Raw genomic sequence first — 13,153 nt, 5'->3', positions numbered from 1 at the left:
ATGTTTAGGAGGGCCGAGGCACCTGCCACGGCCCTCCTAATTGTTTGCGTCAATTACACAGAAGACAGGGATACCAATGTTCGAAACGATGATGTCAGCAGCCCGCTTCAGCTGGGATGCGCCCTACAGGATTATGGCTTCACTATTGGCCATCGGCTGCGCCTGCGTCCTCTTCAGCTGGGTGCCGGCTTCCAGCCCTCTCGATGCCATCGGCCATGTCGGCACCTACCTGGGCATGGGTCAGGCCGATAACGTCACAGGCGCTGTGTCTCAGTGGCTGACCACTCGAAAAGACGTCATACAGCCGGTCGCCTCCATCGTCCTCTTTGCGGGCCTGGCCAGCAATGTCGGTGACGGCTCCGGTAGGTCGTCCATTCCCGGTCCTTGGCGGGGAGCCCCAACGGCGCTCCTTGCACTTTCCGTTGTTTGGGAAGTGGATCCGGGGGCTGTACCGGGTTATCTGGTCACAGGGCTGATAGCGGCTGTGGGCGCCCTGATCGTCTCCGGGATCATCCCTGCAACTCGGGTGGGTATCCAATGGTGGCTTGGCTCGACGCTGGTGAATCTATTGGGCTCGGCACTGTACGTTGCGGGGCTGCCGATTTGGCTCCTCGCCCGGAGCTCCGGGCCGAAGCGGAATGAGCCCGAAGACGCGACGGGCTGAAACAAACAAAGGACCCCCTGCCATCGGCAGGGGGTCCTTTTGACTCTGTACTAACGCGATCGTCCAACTTCCCTTTGACGGGAGGTAGTTGCGGCCGGAGCCTTGCGTGCCTTCGGCGCCGATGACGGTCCGTGTGCCACAGCTTCAGCCGGTGACCGGCCCTGACCGCGGTCAGCGTGGAGCTGGGCAGCCACAGCTTCGCCGTCCGCCACGTTCTCCAGGTTCGCTGCGCGGGCGGCACGGGAGCCGGCTGAGTCCCAGCCCTTGTCGCTGTCTTCGAGCTGGCGGCCGCCTGACCGCTCCGACTGCTCACGTTGCGCGGCGGTCTCGCGCTCAGCTGCGGCCAGCTCGCCCAATCCCTGCTCCCTTAGTGCCCGTGCTTTTTGGGTATCGAGTTCCTGGCGCAGCCTTTCTTCCTTGGCCTCCTGCTCGGCGCTGGTACCGGTTGGGGCCACCGCGTCAACGTCGATGCCATAGCGGGCCGTAGCCTCCTGCCGGATCCTCTCGACCGCAGTCCTGGCTACGTCGTCGTCGTCCTTCCAGGCAACAGCGACGGCATAGTTTTCCGCGATTGCCTCAGGTGTTGCCTTGTCCCACCACTGGGGCTGCTCGGTCAGGCGCAACCGTGCTCGTGCTGCAGTCCGTTCGGCCTCGTACCGTGCTTCGAGTTCACGGGTCTGCTGCTGCTCTGCGGCGGCACGGTCCCGCAGACGCTGTTCCCGCTGTCGCGCCAGTTGTTCACCTACACGGCTCGCTACGGTGATCGCGGACCTCAGTGACTGGTCAAAAGCGTCGTCTACGCCATCTGCAATATCCATTGGTTAGTTCCTTTCGATTTCAGTAGTGCGCTTGACGTGCTGGGGCTGATGGGTCGGCGCCTCGATCTTCGCCGGCAGTACCGGAGGTAGCGGGCCGGATGGGGCAGCGGACTTCGCCACGTGTTCCAGGGCGGCCCTTGCCTCCGGCGGGAGGCTGGCTGCCTGCTGCTGCTGTGCTTCCGTCTTGGCTTGTTCGTTGTAGACCCGATAGACCTTCACCAGCCGGTCCGAGATCGCACTGCGGGTTGCTGTAGCGAGGCGAAGGTCCCCGGCGGCCGAGTGCATATCGCGCATTGCGTCACCGAGGTTTTTGAGCTGGCGCAAGACTGCCACGGTGGCCGTTGCGTCACTGGGTGAAGCAGCGAGTAATGCTGTGGCCATGCCTCGTGCGGAGACGCCCACAGAGCGTCGTGCCTGGACGGGGTTGTTCCTCACCTGAGCTGTACGTGCCAGGGCGTCCGAGGTGGCGGCCATGTCCGAGGCCAGCGGTTGAGGAAGCCGGCGGGACCACGCAGCGGTCACTCCAGCATGGTCACGGGCTACCTGCGCCCACGCAGCTGTATCGCTGTGGGCCACGGCCCGCATATCGTTCGTGAGCCTTTCCAGGGACTCGGAGTAGCGCTGCAGCGTCAGGCTGTCCTGTCCGTCCCGTCCCTTGTCCCGTGCCGCAGGCCGCCGGCCGCGTGAGGCGGCAGTCCATTCGGCGGCCGCCTCTTCAGCCGCGCCGATGCTGTCCGTCCAGGCCGACCTCAGCACCGGCAATGTCAGGTCTTTCCCGAGGTGACCTCCGCCATACCAAATCGGCCGTTCACCGTGGAGGGGTTTGCTGGCCACGGAGAATCCGGTCACGACGTCGCGTGTTCCGTCTGCGAAACGAGGACGGACAAGGAGCGCGTTCTCTCGCATCAGGCGCACGAACTCCGCCTCATCAGCTGCAGCAACAGAGCATGCCCGCACGACTCGTGCCAGCTCGAAGCGAGGCTGATCCTGGGTCAGCTCAACGGCCGCCAGTCGCTTGCGCTCTGCCGCTCCCAGGGCCTTCCATTCGACCTGCTCCGTGCCCTTGGCGACGGCAGCCGAATGTTTGGCAGCTGCCCTTCGGCGGGCAACGGAAATCTGTTCTGCCGGGTGGTACCCAACAGACGTGTGGGTTGAGCTCAGTTCACGCCAGCCGTATCGCTGCTCGATGGCACGGGCCGCCTTTTGGCTTGCTGCGTAGTCACCTCGAAGGAACCACTTGGTTCCGTCCTCCCGTACCCGGGAGGCCACGATGTGAATGTGATCATTGCCGTTGATGCTCTGGCCATGGTGCACTGCGAGCCAGGAGCAGGGAGCTTTTCCGCTGGCCTCGGTGAAACCCATGTCATCCATGAACTCCTGCGCAATGGTTGCCCACTCCTGGTCGGTTCGGATGCCCTCAGCTGCTTCAAAGCTGAGCGAGCAATGCCACACGTTCCAGTCATCGGCTGCCACGTCCAGGACGCGCCGGGCTCGGTCCAATTCTGTTGCCAGCGCGGACGCACTGTCGTAGTTCAACTCGGCGTCGTCGTACCACGCCATCGTGGGACCGCTTCCGGCCACGAGATGCGGATGGGTGTGTTCGTTGCGCTTACCCGGGCCGACCAGGTAACCCATCAGGCCGCGCATGTCGGAGCCCTTGGTGATGTTGGGAATCACTTGGCGTACCTGTCCACAACGCTGGCGATAGTCGCCCCCAGCGTGCGGACCTCGCTGATCATTGCGGCAAACTCCGCCGGCACTTCCGAGGTGGTGTTGGCGTGCCTGGCAATCTGGTTGGCGTTGTTCGCAACGCCAGCCAATACGCGGCGAATCTCCATCAGGGCAACGAGCTGGTCCTTGCCCACCGTCACGGTAGGACGGGATCCGGCAAGGGCTGACTCAACGAGCAATCTCTGGATGGTCACCCTGCCCTCGGTGGCCAGCACGTCGAGACGGGCATTCTCTTCAACGGTGACGGAGACGTCGTAGGTAACGGGGCGCCCGCCCTTGATGTATGGAAGGCGGCGGCGTGAACGCTTCAAGGCTCGTCGCCCGTTCAAACCTTCCACAATGTCCCCCAAACTGGCCCAGCGCAGCGACCCCGAATCCCGGGGACCACACTGACCAGTGTGCCCGAGCCTCGACACAAAGTCGAGGCGACAAGCCAATAACCCGGGGTTATTATTTAGCTTGCTCCGCTTCGGCAACGCAGTGCTCCACCGGAGCGGATGCATTCGGGACACACCCCGGTGGCTCGAAACGATGTCCACGTGCGCCTATACGATGGCTTCATGAGTACAGAACAGACATTGGAAAAACTCCGTCAAAGCGAACAGCGCCGCACTGAACAGCGGCTCGCCGCCGTCACGGAAGTGCTGACCTCCTGGGAGCAGTTGCAGGTCGCTGAGGAAGCTCTCAACGAGGCGCGCACTCGGTACGCTCACACGCACAAGAAGGCGACGCAGTCGCACTGGACACCGCAGGAGCTCAAGGACGCAGGCCTGCCTGCACCTGTGGTCGGCGCGCAGAAGCGGCGTCCCTCAACGCGTCGTAACCAGGCATCGAACAGCAGCGACGTGCAGGCCGAGAACGGCTGACGTTTCGAGCGAAACCACCGCTGCGTTTTTATGGGTGAGGACCGTCCGGAATCCGGACGGTCCTCACCCATTTCTATTCGGCTGCTTGAGCGGCCTCCTGCCCACATGGGCACGGCAAAAGCTATTTCCTTCGGGCTTTTCCCGCACACATGTGGACAGCAGGAACCAACGGTCAGGTGCACACAGCCGGCGCGTCACCTCTGCCGGTATTCTCCCCTGAACTAGCGCCGGTTGTGCACACCTTCGCGTAGGACTGTCCTACCTTTCGACTCCTGCATCCTGCTGCGCGGTTCTGTCCGTCCAGGGTGTTTGAGTTGTCGTAGCTCGGGTGGGCGCCGCGGCCCCAGTGGCTGCCGTCGTTTGGTGATGACGGCGAATGTACTCGATCTCCGGGTCGACTTCGATTTCCTCCCGCACTTCCGCGGCGGGACCGGGTGGCTCAATGGACGCTTGCAGTCGTGCCTGCAGATCGGCGCTCCGTGCCTTCGCCTCCAGCAGCTGCGCCATCTGCCGGAAGGGCTTGTCGATCTCGTGGTCGATGTCTGCGAGGACCCGCTCGGCTTTGGTGATCGCTTCCCGAAGGTTCTCCGCAATCTGCGGGATTCGTGAGACTTGGTTTTCCAGCCGCGTCAGCACTCCTTGGCTTCCCTCGATCAGCTCTCCGCGGCGGACCGAGTGCTCCGTGTCGGGAACGCCGTCCACGGTGAATACGAGATCGTCGTGTGTACCCAGCCGGGCCTCACGTCCGGCGTTGCGTAGCCGGAGTTGGTGCCCGCCGAGTGCAGCGATGATTCCATAGTCGCGCTCCTGGCGTCCGATGGGGATGTAGCTGTTCTGCTGATCAACTGCCCATTGCCGGAGGGCTGCCGCAGCGTCCGTCCGTTTCTCGTAGCCGACGCCCTGGATGGTTGCGTGGAAAGCATCGCCGGCGGTGGGAACGACAGTCTCAGCTGCTGCGCGCACAGCGGGCAGCTTCCGTTGCGCCAGCTCGATGGTTTTAAGGGCGCCGGCCTTTTGCCAGGTAAGTGAGGACTTGTTCCGTTCGAACGCGCGCCGCCGTCGTTCCAGTTTGGTCAGCGCAGTGTCCGCCTCGATCTTCTCCATCACCAATGGATTCCCGGACGTGGCTGCTTTGATCTGCGCAGCGTTCAGAGCAAGGTCACCGACGTCTTCGATTTCCCTGACGTCCAGCCTCCCCCGTAGTACCTGTTGGATCATGGTTGCCTTGCGCTGAATGCCGTCCCATGCCGCGCTGTCGTAACTTCCCGACGTTGCGTACTGGAAGTTGTAGACCTCGGCGTTGGCATTGCCCTGGCGGATGATCCTGCCATCCCGCTGTGTAAGGTCGGCCGGGCGCCAGGGGCAGGTCACATGGTGGATCGCTTTCGCCCGTAGCTGGACGTTCGTCCCAGTGCCCATCTTGCCCGTCGACCCAATCAGGACTGCGACATCACCATTGCGGCATTGCCGAAAGAGGTCTCCCTTTTTCTTGACCGTGTCAGCCTCGTGAATGTAGCGGATCGAATCCGCCGGCATGCCGCCGGCGACGAGTAGTTCCTTCATCTCGTCGTAGGCGTTCCAGGAGCCGTCCCCCGTGGGCGTCGATAGGTCGCAGAAGATCAGCTGCAGCGCTCCTTCCTTCAGTGAGGGGATCCCGGAGCCGATTGTCGTGTCGTAGGTGTTGTCCTTGTTCTCTTCCCAGACACGCAGGGTGTTCCGTGCCACGTAGTCCAACTTGGTTTCGGACGTCGGCTCGATCCCGACCATCCGCACATCCAGGGCTGCTTTGCGTCCGTCGTTGTACACGGTCAGGACGTTGTCCGCTCCCTTCTGGGCGCGGGGGCTGATGGTGTCCAGGCGGTGGGCCAGCTCCTTCATATACGCTGCAAGCTCCCGCGGCTGCGGGACCAGAACAAGTTCGGGCTGCCGCTCCCCGTCACTGGGTCTGGGTGCGTAGTCCGGAGTCTTGAGGTTGAGGTCTTCCGAGAGCTTGACGTCCGCGAACACGTTGAAGCTGCGCAGCAGTTCGGGGACGTTCTTGAACTTCGCAAACCGCGTCTTGTTTTTCAGCCGGCCGCCGGCATCCATCTCGATGGCCGTAACAGTCTCCCCGAACGTCGCTGCCCAGACGTCGAAGTTTTCCACTCCTGCGTCCCGCAACAGATCCGGGCGCAGGTAGCGCTGCATGACGTGCGCCTCGGTCACTGAGTTCGCAATGGGCGTCCCGGTCGCCATGGTGGCCACACGGTCTCCGTGCGAACGCAGGTATTCCAGCTTCAGGTGCATGTCCGTGGCGCGGACGCTTCCCTGGATGGCTGCCCCTTGGACGTTTGTCACGGTGCGGAGGTTCTTGAACTCGTGTGCCTCATCGACCATCAGGTAGTCCACTCCGGTGTCTTCGAACGTCAGTCCGTCGTCCGGGGCCGTGTCCATGAGCTTCTTCATCCGCTCTTCTTCGGCCTGAAGCTTGGTCTCCAGTTTCTTCACCATGGACTTGGACTGGTCACTCTCCTGGGCGAGTGTGATCGTCTGTCGTACGTCCCCAACGATGCCCATCTGGTAACTCTCGATGGTTTCCTTGCGTACACCGATGCTTTTGAAGGCCTGTTGGGTCATGATGATGCCGTCCCAGTCCCCCGCGGCCGCGCGGGAGACGAACCTGCGGCGCTGAACCAGGTTGCCTCCCTTCACTGCAATGTCTTCGCTTCCCGCAGAGAGAAGCTTCGCCTGGGGATAGAGTTCCAGCCACTCCCTGGTGAACTGCTCCAGCATGTGCCCGGGCACCACGACGAGTGGCTTGTTGACCAGTCCCAGTCGCTTCAGCTCCATCGACGCAATGACCATCGTTGCGGTCTTTCCGGCCCCGACTTCGTGGAACAGTCCGACAGCCGGCTCGTTGATGATGCGTGCGACGGCGGTCCGCTGGTGCTGGTGCGGACGGAAGTCCATCGCCAGCCCAGGCAAAGACAGTCGTTCTCCCTCGGCCGTGTAGTCGCGCAGCCGGATGGAGTTGAACCGCCGGTTGTATTCCTCCGCGAGCCGCGCAGCGCGCTCGGGATCCTCCCACACCCATTCACCGAACCGCTCCTGAATCGCTTCGGCTTTTTCCTGCGCTGCCTCGGTTTCTTCGTGGTTCGGCCAGCTCTTGCCGTCCATGTCCACATCCGTGACCTGGATCTGTGATTGTTCCAGAAGTGACTGCAACAGATCAGGTGCCGGCCTTCGGTCGGTTCCCCACTCCGAAGTTGCCTTGATGCTGCCCCGGCTGCTTTTGACGTCCCATTTACCGGTGCCTTCAACCGTCCGGACGGTTGCATAGACGTCGCCCAGCAGGGACTGGACGAACTGTTCGTGGTCCTCCTGGCTGATCCACACCGCGCCCAGGCGTGCCTCGATGTCTTCCATCCGGATGTTGTCCGGCTGGACGTGCTCCAGAGCGTCGACGTTCTCTTGCCACTTTGCGTCCAGCGTGAGGGCAGTACGGGCTTGGTCCAGCCGTGTCCGCACGTTCCCCGAAAGGTACTCGGCCGCAGGAAGCAGCTTGCCGGTGGCCGGATCGTCGTAGACGAGTCCACTGAGTTCGGCACGGGCTTCTGCTTCGGTCTTGCCCAGCAGGTCCGCCATAAACGGCAGGTCTGCCCGACCTACCGTGTCCAGGGCGATGGCCAGGGCGTCCTCGGCGTTCTCCGCACCCCGTGGCGCTCGTCGGACAAGCACCTGCCGGCGTTCGGTGAGCGCAGCCGGAAGCGCCACCTGGGTTTCGTCGTTGAAGTCCTCCAGTGCCGCAGGCAAACTGCCGAAAGGGTCATTCGACTGCAGTTTCTGCACTGCGGGTGCGAGCTTGCGCCATGTCGTGACGTCCCCGGTCTTCTTGTCCTCCCGCGACATCAGCTGGTAACGGTTTACCGGGCCATAACGGTCGACGTACGCCTTGTACTGCGAGGAGAGGCTGGCGCGCAGCTGATCCATCTCCGGGGTGTCGTCGGTGTTCGCTGCTTCCATCTCCAGCAGTTCCCGCGCTGCATCCCGCAGCCCCAACAGTGCCCGCATTTCCGATGCGTGGGCCTTGGGCAAGTCGAACGGCACCTGCTGTCCCTGGTCCACGATGGTGAAGGTCCCATCGGCCAACGCCGAAATGGTCCCGTCCCATGCAGCCTGGCTCTGCGGCAGCAGTGCTGCAGGGCGGACTTCCGACTCTGTTTCCTGGGGCGTATGCATGAGCCCAAGCCGTTCGGCGTCCTGGACTATCGCCGCGAGGCTGGATCCCAGCTGGCTGGGAACGTCCGCGAGCTCCGATGCCCGGACGCTGACAGTTTCGTCGCCGTACATGCCGTGACCCACAGTGATCTGCCCGAGAACATGCTCGGGGTGCAGATCGAACCAGGTGTTGATCTTGACGTTCTTCCCGTCGGCAATGATGTTGGTGACCTGTTCCCAGTCCCGGCTAAGGGGCTCCCGGCCAGGTTCCCGCTTCCTGAACAGCAGTACATCCGTAAGCGCCTCGGTGCCGGCGGCACGGCGGTGCGCGCCGTTGGGCAGTCTGACAGCTCCGACTAGATCGGCAAGGTCGTTCATTTCGCGCCGTGACCCCGGATTTGCGGCGTCCATCGTGAAGCTCGATGACAGCACGACCACGTATCCCCCGGGCTTCGTTGCCTCCAGCGACTTCAGGATGAAGTGGTTGTGCATCGAGTGCCGCTGGTCGTGGTTGTAGACCTTGTCATAGAGGCTGTTCGGGCTGAACGGGACGTTTCCAACTGTTAGGTCAAAGGAGTTGCGCGTGACGCGGGTGTCGGCAAACGATTCGTTTCGAATCTGCGCGTCGGGGTAAAGGTGCTGTGAGATTTTCGCAGTAAGCGGGTCCAGCTCAATCCCCACCATTGATGCAGACTCCGGGGCGAACCCAATAAAGGTCCCGGCTCCGGAGCCTGGTTCCAGGACGTTTCCGCCCGTGAAGCCCAGTTCACGGACAGCGGACCACATCTCTTGGACCAGGGCAGCGTCGGTGTAATACGCATTGGTGGTAGTCCTGGATGCGGCAGCGTATTCCGCTTCGCTCAGCGTGGCCTGGAGCTCGGCGCGTTCTGCCGCCCAATCGTCTTTGTCGAACAGCTGCGGGAGCGCTCCCCAGCTCGACCATCTGGCAAGGACGGTCCGTTCGTCCGCGGTCGCGGGCCGGCCGGCCACCTCGAGGTCCTTCACCAGCTCAATCGCTGCTAGGTTGGCCCGGAAGCGCCCCTTCTGTCCGGACGGGGCCAGATCATCCTGTGACCTTGGCTGGAATTTGCCGCCTGTTCCTACTCCTCGTCCGAGGGCAGGGGTGTCGTCTCCATCTCTTCGCTCTGCGCCGGGATCTGGCTGTAGATCCGCTCCTGGTACACCATTTCCTCGGCCCGCTTCGTCGCTGCCTTCTGGAGCCCGATCACGTCCATCATGTTCTGCCCGTGGACCCGGGGTGGCGTCAGCTGTGTTGTCAGCTCGCCAATCTCGTCCGCCATCTCCTGACCCAGCTGCGTGAAGTGTGCTTCCGGATCCTCGATCTGGCTGAACTGCTCCTGATCGGTCGATTTCATCGTTTCCATGGCGTGTCTGCCGTGCTTGTTCATTGCGCTCCTCCTCCGGTTCGGCCCACAGAGCTTCAAAGCTCAGTTGGCCACTAATTGCCTTTTTCCGTGCCGCCACGTGATCTCCCCAATTTGAGTCGGTTTGATCGTCACCCTAACGGCCACGGCCTCCTGCGGCTATTTGGCTATCGTTTGTGCCTGATCCCGTGCAAGTTCCCGGATGACGGTTGATTTGCTCAGCGTCAGTAGTGAAGCGATATCCACGATGGTCCTTCCTTCCTTCCGATATCTGTGGATGGCTTCTCTCTTCAATGCCGTAACTACGGTGGGCCGGCCGCCGATGCGTCCCCTGGCCTTCGCGGCCTCCAGACCTGCCCTGGTGCGTTCGGAGAGTCTGCTTCGTTCGTATTCGGCAAGGGAGGCGAACATGTCAAAGATCAATTTTCCGTGGGCAGTCGTCGTATCCAGCCAGGGCTCCGCCAGTGACCGGAACCCCACTCCCCTCTCCGCCAGGGACGTCACTATCGCAGCAAGGTCGGCCGTGCTTCTGCCGAGCCTGGTCAGGTCCGTGACCGCCAGAACGTTCCCCGGTTGGAGATGGCTCAGACAGTCCTGCCACTTCGGGCGGGCCTGCGTCGCACCGGACGCATGTTCCTGGAAAACCTTGATGGCGCCGGCTGCCACAAGAGCGTCAATCTGGCTTTCCAACGACTGTCCCCTCGTACTGACGCGGGCGTACCCGATGACATTGCCCACTGACATGCCAAAAACCCTCCCAGCGATGTTTTGAAACCTTTTGATTACGGACATGAGTTATGACACCACTCTAGCCGTGGTTTCCCTGAAAAATCGACAGGCGTAGAACAGGTATTCACAAACGGTCGTTTTTGACTGTTGCGAATAGGGCACCTTCACCGCGCAGTTTCGCGGGCGGGGTTTACGGGAATCGGCTCTGCCCGGAATCCCGCGTCTCGGGATGACTGCAGCAAGTTAAGCTGCTGCGGCCGGTGGAGGACCGTCTTACGGGACGGCTTGTACGGGCGGGTATGCGAGAAATGTTTCGCTGTGTTTCGTGGGGTAGTGGGTCAGCCCGGGCGCCCGGAAGGGTACCTCGGCATGCTGAGGGCCTTCACAAACGCGGGCAAGGAGGCTCGTACGAACAGCGATTATTGGCTATGAAGCCCGTTCGGAATTGGGCGGGATATCACTTTAAGGTCAAAGGCCTGCCTGCCGGTTATTCAGGGCTGCTTCGCCCCGACGTGCGGCGGTGGTACCGGACGACAGCCAAACCAATGAGGTTGGCAGCGGCGAACCCAAGCGCCACCACAATCAGGGTGATATTAAAGGCGATCCAGAACGGCGAGGAGAATTCATTGAACAGTGCGGCTACTCCGGGGATGAGTCCGGCAAAGATGCCCGCTATGGAAGGAAACCACCGTCTCTTTTCGGGACCACGTTTCATCTCATCGTTCATGGTGCGCTAGACCTCTTCTGCTGTTGATCGGAGCATATTCTCATTCCGCCCTAATTGAAACGGGAGTATCGCTTCTCCGCCCCGGTGACGGTTCGGCTGATCCTGCAGACTCGGACGCCGACGGAAACGGCCCTAGGCACAGCGAGGGTCGAGGGACCATCCGCTCTGCGGAGGGCTATACCTCTACCGAAAAGTTGGATAGAAGCTTAGTGTCGTCGTAGCAGTCAATAGGGGGATGCGTGATGGAAAACGTAACTAGCCCAAGCCGGATCGACGCCTTGCCGGCCTCGCGCACGAGCCCGATCCTGTCCATCGCGGCCGCCTTAGTCGGGCCCCTATGCGTTATCTTCCTGACTGGGTATTTGACGATCCAGTTGCAGCTGTCGGAGATTGGCGCTCCCCTTTTGGATTTCAACGCGAGTCCGATCCCCGTAGTGGCGCAATGGGTGCCGTACTTTGTGCGGGCCGTACTCGTCCTACTCGCCTTGGCCGCGATTCTGGGGTACCGATTGGTGGCCCGCACTGAGGCGGCGCGGATAGTTACTCTCGTGGTCCTGGTCGCGGCTGCGTTCGCTGGCGCCTACACGTCACGACCACTGCCAATGGATGGGGAGCCGCAGCCGATCGCCCTTTTCAGTCTCATCAATGGTGCTACATCGCCGTTCATCCTTGCACTTATAGGAGCAGTCATCGTCGACCTGATCGTCAACCGCAGCCGCAGGAAATGGGCGACCGGATAAATCCGTCGCTGCTGGGCCTGGCCGATGGCCGATCCAACTTGTCCACTTGCTGGCTTCCGTCCGTTAGACCGAGGTCGCTCACTGTTTTCCACCCCCAAAAGACTATGCTGTCGTCACGATCCTGGTGTTAGGAGAAGTCCAATGGGGATAGACGGAAGCCGAACAATGCCGATGTTCGAGAAAACCGAACACTGGTCGTCGCCGCTTTCTCTAGACGAAGCGTTGACGGCAATCTCCAAAGCGTTTGCGGCGGACAAGGCAAGGATCCGGCAGGACGGTACCTTCCTTGAAATACGAACGGGATCCAATTTGCAGTACCGCCTATGGGGCAACCTATTTTCATGGAGCCGCCGGAAGATACCGGTGGCGTTAACAGTCCGAGTTCGAGCAGCGGAGCACGGCGTCCATATTGATGCGCACGCATTCGACACCTTCGGTATCCGACTAACCGACCACGCATTTTTCGGAACCCAAGAAACTTTTGAGGATCGGCTCGACGTTCTACTGCGCCAGGCAGCTACCGCCGCAGAAGCATCCCCGAAGGCGTAGCAGTTCCGAGCCAAGCTTCGACTCAGCGACCAGAAGCGTCCCGTTAGAGGGTCGCACCTCCACTGGGCCTGTAGTGCCCCGGGCGGCCACCGAGGCGGTTAAGAGTTGTGCTCATTCCTGATGGAACCGCCACGGGGTTGCCGGACACTTATGGGTATGGGGAACCAGGGAAAGGCACATACGGACAATGAGCTGTGGTCGCGGGTCCTGGAGGGCGATGGCCCTGCCTTCGCTGAACTTTTCGTTCTCCACCGGGACCGAGTCTTCGGTCACAGCCTGCGCCTCGTCAGAACTCCCCATGAAGCAGAAGACATCACCGCGATGGTATTCCTCGAAGCCTGGCGCTGCAGATCAAGTGTCAGGCTGGTCAACGATTCAATAATCGGGTGGCTGATGGTCACCACCACCAACGTGGCCCGGAACCGCATCAGGTCCAACCTCCGGTATGAGCGACTCCTCCGGAAACTCCCCCGCGCTGAGACGGCACCGGATCACGGCGACTGCGTGGCCGACGCCGTGGACCAGGACCGGCGCTCTCAGCTCCTGCACCGGGCCTACCGTTCACTCGGGCGAAAAGACCAGGAGATCATCGCCCTCTGCGTTCTTGAGGAGATGAGTACCACTGAAGTAAGCCAGTTGCTACGCATCCCGTCTGGCACGGTAAAGTCGCGGCTCTCGCGCGCCAAACACAAACTCTCACAGCTGCTAAATCCACAAGCCGGACTGCGGCCGGCCAACCCACTCACC

Annotated in this window: 12 protein-coding genes; 5 read left to right on the top strand and 7 right to left on the bottom strand. The window is 61.7% G+C overall.

Annotation, left to right across the window (positions count from 1 at the left end):
- Nucleotides 1–76: 76 nt before the first annotated feature.
- Nucleotides 77–664: a hypothetical protein gene (locus AB0N24_RS23400; RefSeq protein ID WP_364129740.1), complete on the top strand. Its 588-nt coding sequence runs from the start codon at nt 77–79 to the stop codon at nt 662–664.
- Nucleotides 665–714: 50 nt separating this feature from the next.
- Here AB0N24_RS23400 and AB0N24_RS23395 read toward each other — a convergent pair whose 3' ends face one another.
- Genes AB0N24_RS23395 through mobC form a run of 3 tightly spaced genes read right to left on the bottom strand, consistent with a single transcriptional unit; the run spans nt 715 to nt 3,524 of the window.
- Nucleotides 715–1,482, bottom strand: coding sequence for a hypothetical protein (locus AB0N24_RS23395; RefSeq protein ID WP_364129738.1), 768 nt, complete (start codon nt 1,480–1,482; stop codon nt 715–717).
- 3 nt (nt 1,483–1,485) lie between these two features.
- Nucleotides 1,486–3,159, bottom strand: a complete 1,674-nt coding sequence (locus tag AB0N24_RS23390) for a relaxase/mobilization nuclease domain-containing protein (protein WP_364129736.1) — start codon at nt 3,157–3,159, stop codon at nt 1,486–1,488.
- On the bottom strand, nt 3,156–3,524 hold the full coding sequence (mobC, locus tag AB0N24_RS23385) for a plasmid mobilization relaxosome protein MobC (protein ID WP_364129734.1): 369 nt from the start codon (nt 3,522–3,524) through the stop codon (nt 3,156–3,158). The genes AB0N24_RS23390 and mobC overlap by 4 nt, the downstream gene beginning before the upstream one ends.
- A 249-nt stretch (nt 3,525–3,773) precedes the next feature.
- On the opposite strand from mobC, the gene AB0N24_RS23380 reads away from it, so the two are divergent.
- Nucleotides 3,774–4,079 carry a hypothetical protein gene (locus AB0N24_RS23380; RefSeq protein WP_364129731.1) on the top strand — a complete coding sequence of 102 codons (306 nt, stop codon included), beginning with the start codon at nt 3,774–3,776 and terminating at the stop codon, nt 4,077–4,079.
- Between the two features lie 258 nt (nt 4,080–4,337).
- Here AB0N24_RS23380 and AB0N24_RS23375 read toward each other — a convergent pair whose 3' ends face one another.
- From AB0N24_RS23375 to AB0N24_RS23360, 4 genes are all read right to left on the bottom strand, one after another.
- On the bottom strand, nt 4,338–9,281 hold the full coding sequence (locus AB0N24_RS23375; protein WP_364129729.1) for a DEAD/DEAH box helicase family protein: 4,944 nt from the start codon (nt 9,279–9,281) through the stop codon (nt 4,338–4,340).
- 95 nt (nt 9,282–9,376) lie between these two features.
- The gene (locus tag AB0N24_RS23370) at nt 9,377–9,685 is read right to left on the bottom strand and encodes a hypothetical protein (RefSeq protein ID WP_364129727.1); all 309 of its coding nucleotides are present in this window, start codon (nt 9,683–9,685) and stop codon (nt 9,377–9,379) included.
- A gap of 135 nt (nt 9,686–9,820) precedes the next feature.
- A complete protein-coding gene (locus tag AB0N24_RS23365) occupies nt 9,821–10,405 on the bottom strand; it encodes a recombinase family protein (protein ID WP_364129725.1) in 585 nt (194 codons plus the stop codon).
- A gap of 472 nt (nt 10,406–10,877) precedes the next feature.
- A complete protein-coding gene (locus AB0N24_RS23360; protein WP_364129722.1) occupies nt 10,878–11,117 on the bottom strand; it encodes a hypothetical protein in 240 nt (79 codons plus the stop codon).
- Between the two features lie 239 nt (nt 11,118–11,356).
- Here AB0N24_RS23360 and AB0N24_RS23355 point away from each other — a divergent pair, with 239 nt between their 5' ends.
- From AB0N24_RS23355 to AB0N24_RS23345, 3 genes are all read left to right on the top strand, one after another.
- On the top strand, nt 11,357–11,857 hold the full coding sequence (locus AB0N24_RS23355) for a hypothetical protein (protein WP_364129719.1): 501 nt from the start codon (nt 11,357–11,359) through the stop codon (nt 11,855–11,857).
- Between the two features lie 141 nt (nt 11,858–11,998).
- Nucleotides 11,999–12,406 carry a hypothetical protein gene (locus tag AB0N24_RS23350; RefSeq protein WP_364129717.1) on the top strand — a complete coding sequence of 136 codons (408 nt, stop codon included), beginning with the start codon at nt 11,999–12,001 and terminating at the stop codon, nt 12,404–12,406.
- Between the two features lie 156 nt (nt 12,407–12,562).
- Nucleotides 12,563–13,153: sigma-70 family RNA polymerase sigma factor (locus AB0N24_RS23345; RefSeq protein WP_364129715.1), on the top strand; the 591-nt coding region annotated here is incomplete at its 3' end.

It is taken from the genome of Arthrobacter sp. NPDC093128, from assembly GCF_040683875.1.
Classification (GTDB): domain Bacteria; phylum Actinomycetota; class Actinomycetes; order Actinomycetales; family Micrococcaceae; genus Arthrobacter.
Note: the sequence above shows the minus strand (reverse complement) of the source record. Positions and strands in the feature narration are given on the sequence as shown.